This is a genomic window from Streptomyces dysideae, assembly GCF_001514305.1.
Classification (GTDB): Bacteria; Actinomycetota; Actinomycetes; order Streptomycetales; family Streptomycetaceae; genus Streptomyces; species Streptomyces dysideae.
The window spans coordinates 1-18,739 of record NZ_KQ949088.1 but is presented as its reverse complement, the minus strand read 5'-3'; the positions used below and the strand labels follow the sequence as shown (position 1 = coordinate 18,739).

Here is an 18,739-nt window from a genome sequence, read left to right as displayed (position 1 = left end):
CACTCGCCACCCCCACCCCCGACTCCGACTCCGACCGAGGCCTCGTGGAGCGCATTGATCCTCCTCTGGCAAAGAAGCCGGTGAGGGCGCCCCGTCCCCACGGAGCCCTCACCGGCTGGTCCTTCACCAGGTGCTATGCGTCAGACGCGTACCGTCGGCACGGTCAGACGCCCACCAGCTCCCGGTCCTCGTCCGGATCCTTGCGGCCGTCCTCGTCCAGCGCACGCAGACCCTCACCCTCGACGTCCACGTTGGGCAGCGCACGGTCCAACCACTTCGGCAGCCACCAGGCCTTCTTGCCGAGCAGGGTCAGGACCGCCGGGACGATGGCCATACGGACGACGAACGCGTCGAAGAACACCGCGATCGCGAGGCCGAAGCCGATCATCTTGATCATCGACTCGCTGGAGCTGATGAAGCCTCCGAAGACGGCCATCATGATGACCGCGGCGGCGGCCACCACCCGGGCGCTGTGCCGGAAGCCGGTCACGATGGCCTGGCTCGGCGACTCGCCGTGGACGTACGCCTCCCGCATGCGGGTCACGAGGAACACCTCGTAGTCCATCGCGAGACCGAAGACCACGCCCACCATGAAGATCGGCATCATCGACATGATCGGGCCGGTCTCCTCGACGCCGATCAGGCCGGACAGCCAGCCCCACTGGAAGACCGCGACCACCGCACCGAGCGCGGCGAGCACGCTGAGCAGGAAGCCGAGAGCCGCCTTCAGCGGGACCAGGATGGAGCGGAAGACCACGATCAGCAGCAGGAAGGCAAGGCCTACCACCAGGGCCAGGTACGGGATCAGCGCGTCGGTGAGCTTCTGCGAGAAGTCGATGTTCATCGCGGTGGTGCCGGTGACCAGGACCCTCGCGCCCGTGTCGGCCTTGACGTCGGCGCCCTGGTCACGGATGGCGTGCACCAGGTCCTCGGTCTGGACGGAGGAGGGCTTGGAGTTCGGGATCACGGTGATCGTCGCGGTGTCGCCGGCCTTGTTGAACGCCGCCGGGGTGACCGTCACGACGTCCTTGAGGTCCTTGATCCCGTCGGTCACCGCGGTGGCCGCGGCCTGGGGGTCGTCGCTGTTCTTGGCGTCGACCACGATCATCAGGGGGCCGTTGAAGCCGGGGCCGAAGCCCTCCGACAGCAGGTCGTACGCCCGGCGCTGCGTGGTGGACGTCGGCTGCGAGCCGTCGTCGGGCAGGCCCAGCTCCAGCTGGGTGGCCGGGACGGCGATCGCGCCCAGCCCGACCACGCCGAGCAGCAGCACGGCGGCCGGACGGCGGATGACGAAGCTGGCCCAGCGGGTGCCCATGCCGGGCTTGGCCGGCGTCTCGGACCGCTCGGGCTTCTCGGAGGAGTTCTCGGCCTTGTTGCCGCCGCGCCGCTTGCGCTTCTCGCCCGCCGGCCGGATCTTCCGGCCCGCGTACCCGAGCAGTGCCGGGATCATGGTCAGCGCGATGAGGACGGAGATCACGACCGTGCCCGCCGCCGCGAGGCCCATCTTGGTCAGCATCGGGACACCGACGACCGAGAGGCCCGCCAGGGCGATCACGACCGTGAGACCCGCGAAGACCACCGCCGAACCGGCGGTACCGGTGGCCCGGCCGGCCGCCTCCTCGCGCTCGCGGCCCTCGGCCAGCTCGCCCCGGTAGCGGGACACGATGAACAGCGCGTAGTCGATGCCGACCGCGAGACCGATCATCAGCGCGAGCGTGGACGTGGTGTCCCCGAGGTCGAGCGCGTTGGCGAGGGCGGTGATGGTGGAGACGCCGATACCGACGCCGATGATCGCCGTCAGCAGCGGCAGTCCGGCCGCGACCAGCGAGCCCAGGGTGACGACGAGGACGACCGCGGCGATCGCGAGGCCGATGACCTCGCCGATGGCCCCCGCCTCGGCGGCGGCCTGGAGTGCGTCACCTCCGACGTCGACGGTCAGCCCGGTGGCCCGGGCCTCGTCCCCGGCCGCCTCGAGGGCGTCCCTGGTCGAGTCCGCCAGCTCCATGCCGGGGAGCTCGTACCTCACCGAGGTGTAGGCGACCGTGCCGTCCTTGCTCACGGCGTTCGTCGTGAACGGGTCGGTGACGGAGACGACCTCGGAACCGTCGGACAGTTCCTCGACGGTCTTCTCGACGGTCGCCTTGTTGGCGGCGTCCGTCATCTTCTGGCCCTCGGGCGCCTTGAAGACGATGCGCCCGGTCGCGCCGTCGGCGCTGGCGCCGGGGAAACGCTGTTCCAGCAGGTCGAAGGCCTTCTGCGCCTCGGTGCCGGGGATGGAGAAGGAGGTGGCGCCCGCGGAGGGCGCGCTGGCCGCGCCGACGCCGGCGAGGGCCAGCAGCGCGACCCATATCAGGGCGACGAAATGCCGTCGCCGGAAGGCGAGCCGGCCTAGTTTGTACAGGAACGTGGCCACGAGGGCGTCTCCCGGTCAGGTCGTGGGTGTATCAGGGCAGGGATGATCAGCCCGACGACGTGAGCGGTTACGTCAGGTGGAGGGCTTACTGGGGGACGTGTCAGTGGGACTGGACGCCGAGGGCGGGGAGGACCACGGCGTCGATGTACGAACGCAGGAACTCCTGCGTGGGTGGCAGTTCGTCGATCAGAGTGCGGGCGACGAACGCGCCGACCAGCATGTGCAGGATGTACGGCAGCGCCGGACTGTCGGCCCGGATCTCACCGCGGTCGACCGCGCGCCGCAGCACCCGCTGGAACTCGTCCATCTCCGGCTCGACCAGCAGCTCCTTGAGAGCCCGCATCAGATCCGGATTGGTGTGCGCCGCCATGGCCAGGGCCCGCATCAGGTCGGAGTTCCGCTCCATGGCGCAGTCGTCCTCGCGTGACACGAGGGTATGGAAGTCACCCCGCAGGGACCCGGTGTCGGCGTCGCCGATGCTGCCCGGCTTGTTGTGCCGCATGGCCTTGACGACCAGCTCCGGCTTGCCGCCCCACTGACGGTAGAGCGTCGCCTTGCTGGATCGCGTACGGGCGGCCACGGCGTCCATGGTCAGGGCGTCGTAGCCGACTTCCCGGAGCAGTTCGAGCACGGCCGTGTACAGCTCGGCCTCGCGCTCGGGCGTGATGCGACTGCGACGCGCCGTTGCGATCTCAGTCATGCCACTCACCTTCCACTCCGGCTTGCACTCCGAACGACACGGTTTCGTACATGACGAATGTAGCGCACCTCTCAGCGAAACGAAACGGTTTCGTTCGTGTCGTGGCTCACGTGTCCGGTATTTGTCATAAGTTGCTGCGGTCCATCCCCCGGAAAAGCATGGGGAGGTGAGCTATCTGCGCCTTCCACATCTGAGCGGCGACCTGTTGTGCTTCGTGGCCGAGGACGACCTGTGGCTGGCCCCCCTCGACGGTCCCGGCCGCGCCTGGCGGCTCACCGTCGACCGCACCAAGGCGGGCCACCCCCGTTTCTCGCCCGACGGCCGCCTCATCGCGTACACGAGCTGGCGCAGCCTGGTCCCCGAGATCCATCTGGTCCCGGTGGACGGCGGCCCCGGCAGCCGGCTCACCTACTGGGGTTCTGCGGACACCCAGGTCTGCGGCTGGACCCCGGACGGGGTGATCCTCGCGGTCGCCTCGCACGGCGAGCCCTTCTCTCACTTCACCTGGGCCTACAAGGTCTTCACCGACGGCGCCCCCGGCCGCAAACTCCCCTGGGGCCCGGCCTCCGACATCCAGGTCGCCGACCTCGACGGCGAGCGCAAGACCCTGCTCCTCACCGGCACCCCGCCGCACGAACCGGCCGCCTGGAAGCGCTACCGGGGCGGCGCGACGGGTCGCCTCTGGCTGCACGGCGAGCGGATCATCGCCGACCTGGACGGCCACCTCCACTCCCCCATGTTCGTCGGCGGCCGGATCGCCTTCCTCTCCGACCACGAGGGCGTCGGCAACCTCTACTCCTGCGCCCACGACGGCTCCGACCTGCGCCGCCACACCGACCACGACGCCTTCTACGCCCGGCACGCGTCCAGTGACGGCAGCCGGGTGGTGTACCAGTGCGCGGGCGACCTGTGGATCGTCGACGACCTGGCCGCGGACGCGAAGCCGCGCCGGCTCGACGTACGGCTGTCCGGTCCGCGCGCGGGCCGCCGTACGTACCAGGTGCCTGCCGCCCAGCATGTGGACGGCCTCTCGGTCGACGAGACGGGCCGCGCGAGCGCCGTGGTGATCCGCGGCAGCCTGTACTGGCTGACCCACCGCGACGGCCCGGCGCGCACGATCACGGACACGCCCGGCGTACGGGTCCGGCTCCCGGAGATGCTCGGCTCGGCCGGCCAGGTGGCGTATGTGACGGACGCGGAGGGCGAGGACGCGGTCGAGATCGCCTACCTGCCGAGGGCCACCGGCGAACGCGAGCCCCGCCGCCTCGCCTCGGGCGGGCTGGGCCGCGTCCTGGAACTGGTCTCCGACGCCGCGGGCGAGCGCCTGGCCATCGCCTCGCACGACGGCCGCCTCCTCCTGCTCGATGTGTCCGAGGACTCCGACGGCGAGGTCACCGAGCTGATCCAGTCGATCAACGGCCCGGTCCGGGAACTCGCCTTCTCGCCGGACGGAACGTGGCTGACCTGGTCGCACCCCGGCATCGGCCGCTCCCTGCGCCAGATCAAGATGGCCCGGATCAAGGACCGGCTGATCGTCGACGTCACCAACGGCCGCTTCGAGGACGAGAACCCGGTGTTCACCAGGGACGGCCGCTATCTGGCCTTCCTCTCCTGGCGGGGCTTCGACCCGGTGTACGACGTCCACACCGGCGACCTGTCGTTCCCGCTGGGCTGCCGCCCGTACCTGGTGCCCCTGTCCTCGGCGACCCCGTCCCCCTTCGCGCTGAACCCGGAGGGCCGGCCCGCCGCCGGGGGCCTGGACCCCGCCGAGGACGAGAGCGGTGACGGCGGCGCGGTGACCGTCGAGATCGAGGGCCTGGAGAGCCGCGTCACCCCCTTCCCGGTGACCGCCTCCAAGTACTCGGCGCTGTACCCGGTCGCGGGCGGCGGACTGGTCTGGCTGCGCTGGCCGATCTCGGGCGCGCTCGGCGAGACGTTCGCCAACCCGGACGACACCACGGGCCGGCCGACCCTCGAGTACTTCAACATCAGCAAGGCCAAGAAGTCCGAACTGGTCGACCATCTGGACTGGTTCGCGGTGAGCGGCGACGGCACCCGGCTGGTGGTCATGGACGAGGGCGACCTGCGGGCGGTCCCCGCCACCGAGTCCGGCGACAGCGACACGACGGTCTGGATCGACCTGCGTCGCATCCTGCACCAGGTGGACCCGGGCGCGGAGTGGCGCCAGGCGTACGCGGAGGCCGGCCGGCTGATCCGGGCGTACTTCTGGGAGCCGGGCATGTGCGGCATCGACTGGGACACGGTGCTGGAGCAGTACCGCCCACTGGTCGAACGGGTCGCGTCCCCCGACGAGTTCGCCGACCTGCTGCGCGAGGTGCTGGGCGAACTGGGCACGTCACACGCGTACGTCTCCGCCGCGCGCCGCAACGAGGGCCCACCCCACTACCAACGCTGGCAGGGCCTCCTCGGCGCCAACCTCGTCCTCCGGGACGGCGGCTGGACGGTCAGGCGGATCCTGCCCGGCGACTCCTCGGACTCCAAGGCGCGCTCACCGCTGGCGGGCATGGGCATCCGGGAGGGCGCGGTGCTCACCCACGTCGACGGACGCCCGGTGGATCCGGTGACCGGTCCGTATCCGCTGCTGGCCGGGGCGGGCGGTACGACGGTGGAGCTGACGTTCACTCCCGCGGCGGGGGAAGGAGGGGCACGTCGGGTCGCTGTGGTCCCCCTGATCGACGAGCGTCCGCTGCGCTACCAGGACTGGGTGGCCAAACGCCGGGAAGTGGTACGGGAGTTGAGCGGCGGCCGCTGCGGCTACCTCCACATCCCCGACATGGGCGGCTCGGGCTGGGCCCAGTTCAACCGTGACCTGCGGATGGAGATGTCACGCCCGGCGCTCATCGTCGACGTACGCGGCAACGCGGGCGGCCACATCAGCGAACTGGTCGTGGAGAAGCTGACGCGGACGATCCTGGGCTGGGACCTGACGAGAAACGCCCAGCCGGTGTCGTACGCCTCGAACGCCCCGAGGGGCCCCGTGGTCGCCCTCGCGGACGAGGCGACCTCCTCCGACGGCGACATGATCACGGCGGCGTTCAAGTTGTTGAAGCTCGGCCCGGTGGTCGGCCAGCGCACCTGGGGCGGAGTGGTCGGCATGACCGGCCGCCACCGCCTGGGCGACGGCACGGTGATCACGGTGCCGATGAACGCGGCCTGGTTCGACGCATACGGCTGGTCCATCGAGAACAAGGGCGTAACCCCGGACCTCGAAATCCTCCGCACCCCCCTCGACTGGGCGGAGGGCCGCCATGCCCAACTGGACGACGCAGTACAACTGGCCCTGGACCTACTGGAAAAACTCCCCCCAGCAACCCCCCCGGACTACACAAACGCCCCGAACAGATCAAGACCAAGGCTCCCACCGCGCCCGTAAGGGGCGCGGGGCGGTGACATCAGCGGCTCCGCCGCGGGGCGCGACAAGCCCCCACAAACCCGCACCCAACAACGCACCCAAAACGCAGACATGGGGCGCCCCAACAAACAGGGCACCCCATGCAACCCGGCTAAAGCCAAGCGCAGCGGCTACGCATCGTAGTCCTGGCTGAGGCGGTCCTCTTCCTCCCGCATCGCCCGCTCGGTCTCGTCCTCACGCCCGCGGCCACGCTCGCTGCGCTCACCGCGCTCACCGCGCTCTTCGGCGGGCCGGCCGGGCTCGTCCTTCTGACGCCCGCGCTGCTGCACCTGCTCCTTGGCCTGCTGGGCCTTCTGCTTGGCCTTCTGCTGCCACTGCTCCGACTGGTCCTGGAACTGGTCCTTCATACCCATGTGGGTTCACTCCCGTAGTGGGTGGGGGATGGGGCCCCGTGGTGGGGCCTCGACCAGATTCACACGGCCGGACACACTGCGCATTTCGATCAGTTACGCCGCGTAATCCGCGCCTGCTCATCGGCGGCGCCACCCGCACCGACCAGCCCCGTCCGCATCCCGTCCAGCCGCGCCGCGAACCTCTGTACCTCCCGCTGGCCGACCGTCCCGATGAGCGCCGGCAGATACCCGCGCACCCCCTGCATCCCGCGTAGCCACCACTGCCCGTACACATGGCTTGACCGCCGCTCGATGCCGGCGACGATCCGGTCCACCGCCGGCCCCAGCGGATACGTCTTGTTGGACGGCCACGGCAGCCGTTGCCGCAACTCCCGCATGACGTCGTCCTGATCGGCCCCGCGCACCATGTCCGTGTCGGTCCACGAGAGGTATCCGACGCCGACGCGTACGCCCTTGTGGCCGACCTCGGCGCGCAGACTGTGCGCGTATGCCTCCACGCCCGACTTGGACGCGCAGTACGCGGTCATCATCGGCGCGGGAGTGATGGCCGCCAGGGAGGCGATCTGCAGCAGATACCCCCGGCTCTCCATCAGCACCGGCAGAAACGCGCGGGCCGTCACCGCCGACCCGATGAGATTGACCTCGATGACTCGCCGCCACGCCTCCGGATCGGAGTCCACGAACGGCCCACCGTTCGCGACACCGGCGTTCGCGACCACGATGTCGACCTTCCCGAACCGCTCCTTGACCTCCTGTGCCACCCGCGCCATCGCCTCGTGGTCGGTGACGTCGGCGTACCAGTGGCCGCTTTCGCTGTGCAGGCGTTCGGAGACCTGCTTGAGGGCGTCCGGCTCGAGACCGACCAGCGCGATCTTCGCACCGCGCGCCGACAGTTTGCGGGCGAGGAGCTCGCCGACGCCGCGCGCCCCTCCGGTGACCACGGCGACCTGTCCTTCGAGGCTCACCCTGCTCATGCGCCCTCCTTCACGTGACCGGCGTGGACGTAGGTGGTGACGAGTTCCCGTATCTTCCCGGTGACCAGCTCGGGCGCCTCGACCGGCGTCATGTGCCCGACGCCCGGCAGTTCGGTGCTCCCGACGCACTGCGGCAGCCCCGCGACCAGGGCCCGCGCCTGCACCGGCGGCGTCAGCCGGTCGGCCGCTCCGACGACGACGGCCGTGGGCACCGTGAGATCCCGTATCCCGTGGTCGAGGTCGAGCAGGTCGAGCACGCGCGACCAGGCGTGGCGCACTTTGCGCGGACAGGCGTGCACGATCCGCGCGCACGCCTCCACCATGTGCGGCGCCGAACCGGGGCCCATCGTCCCGTACTTGAGGATGCGTCTGGCCAGCGGCGTGACCGGCCCGAGGGGTGCCCGGAAGCCGAGGAGCCGCTTGGTCAGCCCGGTCCGCAGCCGCCCGGGCCGGATCGGTACGACCGTCGACTCGGCGACCAGCCGCGAGGACCCGGTGCTGCACAGCAGGACGGCGGCCGTGCGCTCCCGGAACCCGGGGCGCGCGGCGGCGGCCATCACCGTCATGCCGCCCATGGAGTGCCCGGCGATCACGGCCCGCTCGCCGGGCGCGAGGGTCGCCGCCAGTACGGCTTCGAGGTCGTCGGCGAGGGTGTCGGTGCTGTACGCGAGGCCGGCCGGGCTGCGGCCGTGGCCGCGCTGATCGTAGGCGATGACACGGTGGTCGGCGGCCAGTTCGCGGATCTGCGCCGCCCAGAAGGCGGTCGAGCAGGCCCAGCCGTGGGCGAGGACGACGGGGGGCGCGTTCTCGGGCCCGTGCACCTCGACGTGCAGACGCGCGCCGTCGGCGGAGACTGCGACGAGTTCACGCGCGGGGGCGGGCGGGGCGTACGGCCCGGAGCGGACGTGCATGAGACGGCTCACGCGGTCACCTCCGCGCCCTTGTCGGCAGCTGTGTCCGCGGACACGCGCAGGACGTCGTATTCCGCGAGATCCACCCGCCGTGTGGCCCGGCGGAACTCGGTCGTCGTCCCCGGCCAGATGGTGGTGTTACGGCCCTCCGCGTCGAGGTACCAGCTGGTGCACCCGCCTGTGTTCCACACCGTCCGCTTCATGCGCTCCTGCACGCGCGCGTTCCAGTCGTGCACGGCGCCGGGCCGGGCGTCGAGGGCGACACGGCCGCCGAGGCCGGGGGGTCCGGGGGGTCCGGGGGGTCCGGGGGGTCCGGGGGGTCCGGGGGGTCCGGGGGGATTCCCCCCGGAAAGCACAGCCAACTGCCGTACGAAGTCGGCCATGTAGTTCAGCTGGGACTCGATCATCAGGATCATGGACGAGTTCCCGAGCCCCGTGTTGGGCCCGATGATCGACATCCAGTTCGGGAACCCGGCCACCGAAGCGCCCCGCAGCGACGTCATCCCGGTCTTCCACACCTCGGCGAGCGTCCGCTCGTCCGCGCCCACGACCCGCTCGGCGATGGGCATGTCGGTGACGTGGAAGCCCGTACCGAAGATGACGGCGTCGACCTCGGCCTCGGTGCCGTCGGCGGCGACGAGGGTGGAGCCGCGGACCTCGCCGAGCCCGCTCGCGACCACGTCCACGTTGGGCCGGGTGAGCGCCGGGTAGTAGTCGCTGGACAGCAGGATCCGCTTGCAGCCGATGCGGTAGTCCGGGGTCAGCTTGGCGCGCAGGGCCGGGTCCTTGATGGCGCGGGCCATGTTGCGCCTGGCCAACTGCTCGACAAGGCCGAGCTCGTTGGGACGCTTGGTGAACGCCTGGACCTGCAACTCCCGGATGCCCCACAGGAGTCCGCGCCGCACCTGGGCCGTCAGGGGAAGCCGCCGGTGCAGCCATCGCTCGGCCCCGCTGATCGCCCGGTCGACGCGGGGCATCACCCACGGCGGCGTGCGCTGGAAGAGGGTCAGCTTCCCGGCGAGGGGCTGGATCGCCGGCACGATCTGGATGGCGGACGCGCCGGTGCCGACCATGGCGACGCGCTTGCCGCGCAGGTCGTAGTCGTGGTCCCAGCGTGCGGAGTGGAACACCTTGCCGGGGAAGGAGTCGAGCCCCGGGATGTCCGGCACCTTGGGATCGGACAACGGCCCGGTGGCGGACACGACGAAGTCCGCGGAAAGGCTGCCGCTGCTGGTCTCGATGTCCCAGCACAGCCGCTCCCCGTTCCAGGTCATCCGCCGCACCTCCGAGTTGAAACGGAGGTGTGGCCGCAGCCCGAAGGTGTCCGTCACATGCTCCAGGTACGCGCGGATGTGCCGCTGCCCGGAGAAGGTGCGCGGCCAGTCGGGGTTGGGCGCGAAGGAGAAGGAGTACAGGTGGGACGGTACGTCGCAGGCGCACCCGGGGTACTCGTTGTCCCGCCAGGTGCCGCCGACACCGCCGGCCCGCTCCAGGACGACGAAGTCGGTGACGCCCTCACGGCGCAGCCGTACGGCGGCCCCCAGCCCGCCGAACCCGGACCCGACCACCGCCACTCGTACATGCTCGTGCTCGGCCATCCCGAAGCCTCCACGCATCGCTCGTGACTCCGCCAGTGAACACTGGCGCAATGGGAGGGTAGAGCAGCTCCGTACTCGTGGGTAGGGGTCGTGACGACGAAAGTTACCGGCGGTACAACATAGGCTGCCGACGTGGCAGCCGAGGGAGAACGACGCGAGTACCGCATGGAGGAGCTGGCCCGTCTGGCCGGCATCACGGTGCGCACCCTGCGCTTCTACCGCGAACGCAAGCTGATCCCGCCGCCCCGCCGCGAGGGCCGTATCGCCTGGTACGACGACCACCACCTGGCCCGTCTGCGCACGATCTCGGCCCTCCTGGAACGCGGCCACACCCTGAACGGCATCGCCGAACTGGCGGAGGCCTTCGACCACGGCCGCAACGTGGGTGAGCTGCTCGGCGTGGACACCCCCACCGAGGAGACCCCGGTCCGGCTCACCCCGGAGGAACTCGCCGACCGCTTCGCGGGCGAGGTCACCCCGGAGAACCTCGCCGCCGCGATGGACCTCGGCTACCTGGGCACGGACGGCGACGAGATCGTCCACATCAGCCGCCGTCTCCTCGACGTCTCCTCGGCCCTGGTCCGCGAGGGCATCCCGCTGGCGGAGGTCCTGGCGGCGGGCGAGCGGGTCCGCGAACACGCCGACGCGCTCGCCGAACTGTTCGCCGAACTGGTCCTGCGCCACGCCCCCGAGGAGGACCTCCCGCGGCTGCGCCCGCTGGCGCGGAGCGTGGTGGAGGCGGAGCTGTCACTGGCCCTGGACCGGCGCCTGCGGAAGCGGGGCTAGCCCCCGAGAAGAGCCGACTTCTCAAATGTCCAGCAATTTACCAATGTTCACTCCATCGAGGCACTTTCCAGAGAATCACAGACGGAATCGCGTTCGCACTCCGAGAGTGAGATCGAAAAGGCCCCGGCGACTGTCCTACCAGCCCCGGGGTATGGCCGACACTTCACGGAGCGCCGACATGTCCAAGCCTAGTCCTCAGCCCCCGCAGCCGGCTTCGGCTCCCACCGAATACCCGCGAGCTCTGGGAGCCGTGCGTCTCAGCAACCTGACCGAAGTGACCACCTCACCCGGTAGGCAGCGTGCCTCAATCCAGCTGTGCACCGAGCAACTGGGCTTCAGGCTCATCGCCGAAGCCACGGATCTCGAGGTATCTGCACGCAAGATGTCCCCCTTCGAGAGGCCTTCCTTGTCGTCTTGGCTGCGGTGCCCGGACGAATACGACGCCATCGTGTGGTCACATGTGGACCGCGCTGCACGATCCGTTGTCCACATGTCCGAGTTGATCGAGTGGGGCCAAAAGCACGCAACGACACTCATCTTCGGGATGCCCGAAGAGCAGCGGCTCGTGGTCACGCCACAGGTGGATGGCGACGCCATCCGCCGCTGCATGAATCTGGCCTACGCAGCCGAGCAGGAGACTCGCGCCATTTCCGCTCGTCTCGCCAGCACCCACGAAGTGCTGCGCGCGACGGGCCGATACGGCGGCGGCCTTGTTCCGTTCGGGTACAAGAAGGCGCCGCATCCCTCCGGTGTCGGCTGGTGTCTCGCTCCTGACCCGGAGACCGTCGCCATTGTCCGCGCGATTGTGGACGACGTGCACTCGGGACTGTCCCTGGTCACCATCGCCCGCAAACTCGAAGCCGCGGGCGTTCCGGTACCACGCGACCGCCATGCCCAACTTCAAGGACGCCCCATGGGTGGGAGGCGCCACGGACGTGACTTCGAGCGGTTCCGCTGGACAGCAGGCAGCTTGTCCAAGATCCTCCGCACGCCGACGCTGAGGGGACACCGGGTACACAGGGGGAAGACCGTCCGTGACGCAGAGGGTTCACCCGTGCTGATCGGCCCACCGCTGCTCGCCGAGGAGGAGTTCCAAGCTCTCCAAGGCATCCTCGACACCCGCTCGAACGGGATTCACCCCAAGCGCCGGGAGACATCCCTGTTGATCGGGGTCGCGTATTGCGCCGGGTGCAGCGGCCGCATGTACTTCGCCACACGGAAGGCCTATGCATACGGCGACTATGTCTGCCGTGCTTCTGCCCGCGGCACGACCTGCCCCGCTCCCGCAGCTGTGCGCGCCGACTGGCTGGACGACTACACCGTCGGCCGCTACCGCGAGGTGTTCGCCACGGACGGCGTGGTGACACGGGAGCAACTCCTCAGGGACGGAGTTCGCGTCACAGTCACCAAGGGACAGTCGGGCGGTGGACCGGACCGGCTGGCCGGGCCGGACACCTCTCGCCTGACCTTCACGCTCGGGGAACGCCCTGAGACACGGCAGCACAACTGAGGCCTGTCGGGCGGGTTGTGCGGGGCGCGTGACATCTCGGAGCGCCCCGCACAGCCCATGTCACCTGTCGAACACCACAGTCACAGGCGCGTGGTCCGACCACCGCTCCGCATGGCTGGCCGCCCGCTCCACAACCACCTTGACAGCCCGCACTGCGAGCCCGGGGCTCGCCACGGCAAGGTCGATCCTCCAACCTGAATCGTTCTCAAAGGCCCGCCCCCGATACGACCACCACGTGTACGGCCCCTCCACATCCGGATGCAGCGCCCGTACGACATCGACGTAACCGCCGTCGGCCGGATCGAAGACCTGCCCGAGCCACGCCCGCTCCTCCGGCAGGAACCCGGAGTTCTTGGTGTTGCCGCGCCAGTTCTTCAGGTCGGCCTGCTGGTGGGCGATGTTCCAGTCCCCGCTGACCACGACCTCGCGCCCGTCGGCGGCCGCCCGCTCCCTGAGCCCCTTCAGATACGCCAGGAACTCGCCCATGAAGCGCACCTTCTCGTCCTGCCGCTCGGTGCCGACCTCGCCGGAGGGCAGGTAGAGCGAGGCAACCGTCACACCCGGCAGGTCGGCCTCGACATAGCGCCCGCTGCCGTCGAACTCGCCCGACCCGAAGCCGACCTGGATACGGTCGGGCTCGCGGCGTGTATAGAGGGAGACGCCGGCGCGACCCTTGGTCGCGGCAGGGGCGTGCACGACGTGCCAGCCGTCGGGCGTGCGGACCTGCTCGGGCAGCTGCTGCGGCTCGGCGCGCACCTCCTGCAGGCACAGCACATCGGCTTCGGTGTCGGCGAGCCACTCCACGAAGCCCTTCTTCGCGGCGGCGCGCAGTCCATTGACGTTGACAGAGGTCACAGTGAGCACCCCGGCACGATACCGGCACACTGGACTCGGTCCTGCCCTGGAACCACTTTACCGCATTGATATACGGTAAACGGCATGGATATTCGCCGGGTCTCTTTCGACCACCCCGACGCCGTCAAGCTCAACGACCAGGTCCAGGCCGAGTACGACGTCCGCTACGGCGACGGCGGCGACGCCACGCCCCTTGACGCGTCCGACTTCGACCCGCCGAACGGGCTGTACCTGATCGCGTACGACGCGCTGGGCGTGCCCGTGGCCTCCGGCGCCTGGCGGGTTCGGGACGAGAACGGCGAGGGCAACCTGGACGGGGACGCCGAGGTCAAGCGGATGTTCGTCATCGAGCAGGCGCGCGGGCAGGGGCTCGCACGGCGCATCCTGGCGGCGCTCGAGGAGGACGCGCGCGCGGCCGACCGTATCCGCATGGTCCTGGAGACCGGCACCAAGCAGCCGGAGGCGATAGCCCTGTACACGTCCAGCGGCTACGAGCCGTGCACCAAGTTCGGCTACTACCGCGACTACGAGTCGAGCCGGTGCTTCGCGAAGGCGCTGTAGAGGGCGCTGCAGAAGTCGCTGTCCTGATCTCGCCGCAGGCCCGTGAAGTCCTGCGCCAGGAAACGCCGAGATCCCGTCCGATCGAAGCGATCGGACGGGATCTCATTGAACCGTCTACGAGTTGACTCGTGAACAGTGCTGCGGTGGGGTGTTCACGAGTACCGCTGGCCAGGCGGGACAGAAGCGGCTGAAGATCGCTTCCCAGTTGCCCGGAGATCGTTTCCCGCTGATGGGGCGGCCACTCGTGTCCCGTCGCAGGGATCGCCACCTGCACCTCGGCCCGCTCCTGCCGCAGCAGCGCACCCCCGCAGGACCACTCCACGCGGACCGCGGACGCGACGGCACCTTGATCCTTTCGGTTCCGTGCCTGTTCAATCAGCAGATGACTGAGACCGATGTCGACCTGGGCACCGTCACCGCGCCCTCCGGGATGCTCGTGCTGGGGATGGCGGGTTGGATCGACTACTGGCCGCAGGTGGGCCGGCCGCTGTCCGAGCGGGCCCGGATCGTAATAGCCACCGGCGGCGGGCACTTGCACGGACCCGAGGGCAGTGAGCCGTCTGTTTGGATGTGCGAGGCGATCGCTGTAGCAGCCGCCGCAGACCGGCCCCTGCAGGTTCGGGCCCAGACATCGGCCTCACCCTTCGACGGGGAACCGACGATCGCCGTCCTGGAGGTCGACCTCGCCCTGCCCTGGCCCGGCTCCGAAGACGGCGAACCCCTGCAGCTCGGCGACCTGCCGGTCGACCGATGTGGCATGGTCCTCGGCGACGCTCAGGCGCTGGACGACTTCACCGGCCTGGACGGACAGTCCACCGACGGCCTGGCGGACGTCACCTACTGGGGCAAGTACGAAGACACCGTCCATGCGCAGTTCGGCGGTGACCGCATCCCGCAGCACCCCAGCGGACACGGGCCGCGCGGGTGGCTCGACCTCCCCCTGGCCGAGGCCGAAGCGGTCGCCGAACGGCTCAGGGCCTGGACCCAGGAAGGCCCCGGCAACGGGCTGATGATCTCCGTGGACGCCCACACCGACTTCCACCGATTCAACCGAGCCGGCTGGAGTCACCCATTGCTGGCGGGTGCCATCGACCTGGGCGGATGCCCAGTGCTCGGTCTCGGCTGGGATCCCGGGGACCACTCCATACGCCACCGCGGAGAGCGGGCTCACGGACAGGTCTACCCTGCCACCATCGAAGCCCGCGCAGGCGAAACGGTACTGCGCTGGACCATCCCGCCGTACGCCCCTGTCCCGTGAACCGCACCTCGGCGTGAAGGGTGCCCGGAGAACTCAGTTGAGCCGGACGGTTCAGCCCGGCACACTCGCCCGATGAGCCACAGCACACAGCCGGGCCGCTGGGACGGGCCCTGGTACCGGGTTCGCACTGAGCACTTCGAAGCCGCTTTCCTGCCGAACTCCGGCGAGGATCTGGAATCTGTGGACAATATCGACGTCTTCGTGGACCTGAAGGACGGATCCCGCTGGAGCGCGACCATCATCACCCTCGGACAAGTCGAGGCCATTATGGCGAGATGGGCCGAAAGCGGGGAAGCCCTGGGAGGCCGCTACTTCTGGTGCTCGGACGGTCTGATCGTCCGCGATCCTGGCATCAGCAACATGATCCAGGTACTCACCGGTCTGATCGAGTCCGACGAGTTCACACAGATCCTTCACCGCCTCGACGTCTGACCCGGCACGGTGTACCGCGTCCTTGAACGCCACCAGGCCCCAGCAGCAGCGCCTTCAACCTCCGGCGGGCAGTGACGTGCTGCCATACGTCTACCAGGTCACCAAGTACGACCCTGCCGACCGCGATGAGCACGGCCACTACGCCGGCGTCGAGCCTGCGACCAGTGACCACGGACCGGTCGAAACCGCATACCTGCAGGCCATCGCCGCCTTCGCCGAAGAGTCCGGTGTCGACCAGTTGGCCATACGCGAGCCGCAGATCGGCGGTTTCGCCCACTTCGGCTTGGAGCCACCGGTCGACGGCTACGGCCTGGCCGACCTCTTCCCAGCTGGCCTCACCGGGTTCCACGACGGTGCCCTGGTACCGATGGCCGCCGGCCTGGAACTCGTCCGGGCCATGCTCCGCGACAACGGCGCCTGGTGCCGTCTGGAGGCGGAGGGGGCATTCACCGTGCACGTCGGCTGGGACCAGTACCTCTACATCGGCAGCAGCCGCCCTTGCGAAGCGGCGCTGGCCCGCACCCGCTCGCTCGGACTTTTCCCGGAACGCCTGCACGCATCGCCGTACGACTTCGCCCCCGATGCCCCTCAGCACGTACAGCGCCCGGCCGACGCCGACTTCTGGGCCCGCCTGCACTGGACGGTCAGCGCCCACCGCGCCACGTTCCTGGAGGAGACCTACGCCGCGAACGCCTCCCGCTGGCACCGCCTCACCCGCGACGACATCGAGGCAGTGCGCTCCCAGCTGGCCCCTCGCGCCCAACTGGCCGTGTGGCCGGACCTGCTCACCGACGTAGACGCGGCCATGGGCTCTCTGCCCAAGGAGGGCCTGATGGAAATCCTCTGGGAGGACAAGGACGGGCGGATCAGCAGCATGGTCGTGGACGAGACCCGATTCGAGGCAGCGACCTCCCAGATCACCAGCGCGCGTGCTGCCGGCGTCGTATCCCTGGCTACCGATGAGCGGCACCCGCTGTTCACCGCTGTACTGCCCGACGGGGACGGCGTTCTCCGCGCACGCTGGCAGACCGAACCAACGCCCAGCGACCGGGACTGGGCCTTCCTGAAGACCCTGCGGCGCGGCCAGGTTGTCACCGGCACGGTCGTGACCATCGCCAGCTTCGGCGTCACCTTCGTGGACATCGGCGGCTTCACCGCAATGATTAACATTCCGGAACTGTCCTGGCGTCCGATCAACCACCCGTCCGACGTCGTCAGCGTCGGCCAGGAGATCACAGCCGAGGTCCTCGACGTCGACATGGTCCGGGAACGAGTGCCTCTGTCGCTCCGAGCAGTGCAGGAAGACCCGTGGCCGCAGGTCGCACAGCGAATCGGGCAGGTGGTCACCGGACCGGTCACCAAGATCGTCCCGTTCGGCGTGTTCGTCCGCATCGAAGACCGAGAGGACGGCTTCCAGGGGCTGGTGCACACCAGCGAGCTGAATGCATCGTCCGAGAAAGACATCGAGGTCGGTGACGCCCTCACCGTGAAGATCATTGAGGTCGATATCGCGCGCCGCCGCATTGCCTTGTCGCACGCCCAGGCCCGCACAACCCGCCCTGAGGGCGGCAGTAAGGACGGATCGGCATGAGGGGCCAGGAGGCCGAGCTTGACCGGGACATAGCCGCGCTTCTGGCGGCCAGGGCGTTCACCGAGATCCGCCATCTGGCCGGAGGCGCGCAGCACGTGGCGCAGGACAACTCCCCTGACGAGGCTCTGGACCGCATCAGATTCCTGGCCAACTTGAGCCACAATCTTCCGGACGTCGCGCGGCCACGCCCCAGGAAGCCGTCCCGTCGGGGCAAGTCCCCTGAGAGCTTCGATCAGGCGATGGCCGAACGACCGATGAGCTGGGTCTGGAACACCGCCGGCCCGGAGGCGCGGGCATGGATGCTGCGTCACATCGAACAGGCAGGGCGAATCTGGACGCCACCCCCGCCACTGCCTGCGTCCCGCAAGGACCCGTCGCCGAGGACGCCGCAGCAATGGGTCAGCCTTCTGCTCAGGCGCTGGCCGGTCAAGGCCCCAGCCGGGCGCCAGCCACTGCCTCCGGTAGCGAACGTTCTCAGAGTGCGGAACGTGAGCTCTTGTCCGTTTCGTGGTTGAGGTTGGGGAAGGGCTGCTGGTCGCGGACACGGTGTTGCCCTCAGGCGGCGGGGCGGGTGAACAGGCCGGGTTCGGTTTCGAGGATGCCGCGGCTGACCAGGCGTTTCAGTTTGGAGCGGATGCCTTCGGTGTTCTTCGGGAGGATCGGCAGGTCGAGGGCCTAGCAGAGGTCGCGGGCGCGCATCGGCCGGCCCGCGTCGGCCAGGGCGGTGAGGATCTGCTGGTAGGCAGGGTGGTCCGGAATGTCGGGACGCTCCGGCTCGGGGGTGGGTGAGAGCGCGGGGAAAGCGAGAAGGGTCTTGCGGGTGGTGCGCAGGTTCTCGCTCTCCGCCTCGATCTCGCCGAGCTGCGCGGTGAGTTCCTCGATGCGGGCCCGGAACTGCCCGGCCTGGTCGGCCAGTTCACGCTCGCGGGTCTCGATGTGTTCCAGGATGGCTTTGACCTGCTGGTTCTCGCTCATTCGGCCCTCCAGCCGGTGATGGTGGCTCTGGTGAGGCGGCGGCTCATGACGGAGGTCATCGCCCACAGGACGCGGGAGCGGGAGGAGGCGAGCCGGTGTTCGTAGTCGCGTACGAGACGGCGGTAGAACATCAAGATCCCGTTCGTCTGCTCCACGATCCATCGCTTCGCCTGCGGAACGAAGCCCTCGCCGGCCGGGTTGCGCTCGACGATCTCGACGTCGACGCCCAGGTTCTTGCCATGATCGACGACGCTCTTCTTGAACCCCTGGTCGACCAGGGCCTTGGCCACCGTGTCGCACTGCGCGGCGACACCGTCCAGCAGGGCGATGCCGGCGGTGTTCTCATGCGCGGAGGCGGGCAGTACGACGCAGTCGATGACGAGGCCCAA

Annotated in this window: 16 protein-coding genes and 1 pseudogene; 8 read left to right on the top strand and 9 right to left on the bottom strand. The window is 69.4% G+C overall.

Going from position 1 to position 18,739, the window contains the following annotated elements; translation table 11 throughout:
* Positions 1-163 precede the first annotated feature (163 nt).
* Entirely contained in the window at positions 164-2,413 is a 2,250-nt protein-coding gene (locus AQJ91_RS22010) for an MMPL family transporter (RefSeq protein WP_067024431.1), read from the bottom strand.
* Between the two features lie 100 nt (positions 2,414-2,513).
* On the bottom strand, positions 2,514-3,113 hold the full coding sequence (locus tag AQJ91_RS22005) for a TetR/AcrR family transcriptional regulator (protein WP_067024428.1): 600 nt from the start codon (positions 3,111-3,113) through the stop codon (positions 2,514-2,516).
* A gap of 166 nt (positions 3,114-3,279) precedes the next feature.
* Here AQJ91_RS22005 and AQJ91_RS22000 point away from each other — a divergent pair, with 166 nt between their 5' ends.
* A complete protein-coding gene (locus AQJ91_RS22000; protein WP_067024425.1) occupies positions 3,280-6,507 on the top strand; it encodes a S41 family peptidase in 3,228 nt (1,075 codons plus the stop codon).
* Between the two features lie 149 nt (positions 6,508-6,656).
* On the opposite strand, the gene AQJ91_RS21995 is transcribed toward AQJ91_RS22000, so the two are convergent.
* From AQJ91_RS21995 to AQJ91_RS21980, 4 genes are all read right to left on the bottom strand, one after another.
* Entirely contained in the window at positions 6,657-6,899 is a 243-nt protein-coding gene (locus tag AQJ91_RS21995; RefSeq protein WP_067024422.1) for a hypothetical protein, read from the bottom strand.
* Positions 6,900-6,988: 89 nt separating this feature from the next.
* Entirely contained in the window at positions 6,989-7,873 is an 885-nt protein-coding gene (locus AQJ91_RS21990; protein WP_067024419.1) for an SDR family oxidoreductase, read from the bottom strand.
* The gene (locus AQJ91_RS21985) at positions 7,870-8,796 is read right to left on the bottom strand and encodes an alpha/beta fold hydrolase (RefSeq protein ID WP_067024416.1); all 927 of its coding nucleotides are present in this window, start codon (positions 8,794-8,796) and stop codon (positions 7,870-7,872) included. The genes AQJ91_RS21990 and AQJ91_RS21985 overlap by 4 nt, the downstream gene beginning before the upstream one ends.
* On the bottom strand, positions 8,793-10,382 hold the full coding sequence (locus AQJ91_RS21980) for a flavin-containing monooxygenase (RefSeq protein ID WP_067024413.1): 1,590 nt from the start codon (positions 10,380-10,382) through the stop codon (positions 8,793-8,795). Before AQJ91_RS21980 ends, AQJ91_RS21985 begins: the two co-directional genes overlap by 4 nt.
* A gap of 165 nt (positions 10,383-10,547) precedes the next feature.
* On the opposite strand from AQJ91_RS21980, the gene AQJ91_RS21975 reads away from it, so the two are divergent.
* Together AQJ91_RS21975 and AQJ91_RS21970 are read left to right on the top strand one after the other, a co-directional pair.
* The gene (locus AQJ91_RS21975; RefSeq protein WP_067024410.1) at positions 10,548-11,168 is read left to right on the top strand and encodes a MerR family transcriptional regulator; all 621 of its coding nucleotides are present in this window, start codon (positions 10,548-10,550) and stop codon (positions 11,166-11,168) included.
* A gap of 250 nt (positions 11,169-11,418) precedes the next feature.
* Positions 11,419-12,678: a recombinase family protein gene (locus AQJ91_RS21970; RefSeq protein ID WP_234382756.1), complete on the top strand. Its 1,260-nt coding sequence runs from the start codon at positions 11,419-11,421 to the stop codon at positions 12,676-12,678.
* A 60-nt stretch (positions 12,679-12,738) separates the two neighbouring features.
* Here AQJ91_RS21970 and AQJ91_RS21965 read toward each other — a convergent pair whose 3' ends face one another.
* Positions 12,739-13,563, bottom strand: coding sequence for an exodeoxyribonuclease III (locus tag AQJ91_RS21965; protein WP_079085110.1), 825 nt, complete (start codon positions 13,561-13,563; stop codon positions 12,739-12,741).
* Between the two features lie 54 nt (positions 13,564-13,617).
* On the opposite strand from AQJ91_RS21965, the gene AQJ91_RS21960 reads away from it, so the two are divergent.
* The 5 genes from AQJ91_RS21960 (at position 13,618) to AQJ91_RS53695 (ending at position 17,890) form a co-directional block, all read left to right on the top strand.
* The gene (locus AQJ91_RS21960; protein ID WP_067024402.1) at positions 13,618-14,094 is read left to right on the top strand and encodes a GNAT family N-acetyltransferase; all 477 of its coding nucleotides are present in this window, start codon (positions 13,618-13,620) and stop codon (positions 14,092-14,094) included.
* A gap of 382 nt (positions 14,095-14,476) precedes the next feature.
* Positions 14,477-15,352, top strand: a complete 876-nt coding sequence (locus AQJ91_RS55840; protein WP_234382753.1) for a hypothetical protein — start codon at positions 14,477-14,479, stop codon at positions 15,350-15,352.
* Positions 15,353-15,424: 72 nt separating this feature from the next.
* Complete coding sequence (locus AQJ91_RS21950; protein ID WP_067024399.1) at positions 15,425-15,784, top strand: hypothetical protein; 360 nt, start codon at positions 15,425-15,427, stop codon at positions 15,782-15,784.
* 22 nt (positions 15,785-15,806) lie between these two features.
* A complete protein-coding gene (locus AQJ91_RS21945; protein WP_234382751.1) occupies positions 15,807-17,375 on the top strand; it encodes a S1 RNA-binding domain-containing protein in 1,569 nt (522 codons plus the stop codon).
* Positions 17,372-17,890: a hypothetical protein gene (locus AQJ91_RS53695; protein ID WP_159054623.1), complete on the top strand. Its 519-nt coding sequence runs from the start codon at positions 17,372-17,374 to the stop codon at positions 17,888-17,890. The genes AQJ91_RS21945 and AQJ91_RS53695 overlap by 4 nt, the downstream gene beginning before the upstream one ends.
* Before the next feature lie 160 nt (positions 17,891-18,050).
* Here the strand turns inward: AQJ91_RS53695 and AQJ91_RS21940 are convergent, their stop codons facing one another.
* Both AQJ91_RS21940 and AQJ91_RS21935 read right to left on the bottom strand, forming a co-directional pair.
* Positions 18,051-18,350 (bottom strand): hypothetical protein, encoded by a 300-nt coding sequence (locus tag AQJ91_RS21940; protein WP_234382744.1) that lies wholly within the window; start codon positions 18,348-18,350, stop codon positions 18,051-18,053.
* Positions 18,347-18,739 (bottom strand): annotated as a pseudogene (locus tag AQJ91_RS21935) (IS5/IS1182 family transposase); the annotation flags it as partial. The pseudogene AQJ91_RS21935 and the gene AQJ91_RS21940, both read right to left, overlap by 4 nt.

What these genes read in the sequence shown, in the direction of transcription:
- AQJ91_RS22005 (WP_067024428.1), bottom strand. Translation starts at nt 3,113, where the DNA reads ATGACTGAGATCGCAACGGCGCGTCGCAGTCGCATCACGCCCGAGCGC.
- AQJ91_RS21995 (WP_067024422.1), bottom strand. Translation starts at nt 6,899, where the DNA reads ATGGGTATGAAGGACCAGTTCCAGGACCAGTCGGAGCAGTGGCAGCAG.
- AQJ91_RS21990 (WP_067024419.1), bottom strand. Translation starts at nt 7,873, where the DNA reads ATGAGCAGGGTGAGCCTCGAAGGACAGGTCGCCGTGGTCACCGGAGGG.
- AQJ91_RS21980 (WP_067024413.1), bottom strand. Translation starts at nt 10,382, where the DNA reads ATGGCCGAGCACGAGCATGTACGAGTGGCGGTGGTCGGGTCCGGGTTC.
- AQJ91_RS21975 (WP_067024410.1), top strand. Translation starts at nt 10,548, where the DNA reads ATGGAGGAGCTGGCCCGTCTGGCCGGCATCACGGTGCGCACCCTGCGC.
- AQJ91_RS21960 (WP_067024402.1), top strand. Translation starts at nt 13,618, where the DNA reads ATGGATATTCGCCGGGTCTCTTTCGACCACCCCGACGCCGTCAAGCTC.
- AQJ91_RS55840 (WP_234382753.1), top strand. Translation starts at nt 14,477, where the DNA reads ATGACTGAGACCGATGTCGACCTGGGCACCGTCACCGCGCCCTCCGGG.
- AQJ91_RS21950 (WP_067024399.1), top strand. Translation starts at nt 15,425, where the DNA reads ATGAGCCACAGCACACAGCCGGGCCGCTGGGACGGGCCCTGGTACCGG.
- AQJ91_RS53695 (WP_159054623.1), top strand. Translation starts at nt 17,372, where the DNA reads ATGAGGGGCCAGGAGGCCGAGCTTGACCGGGACATAGCCGCGCTTCTG.
- AQJ91_RS21940 (WP_234382744.1), bottom strand. Translation starts at nt 18,350, where the DNA reads ATGAGCGAGAACCAGCAGGTCAAAGCCATCCTGGAACACATCGAGACC.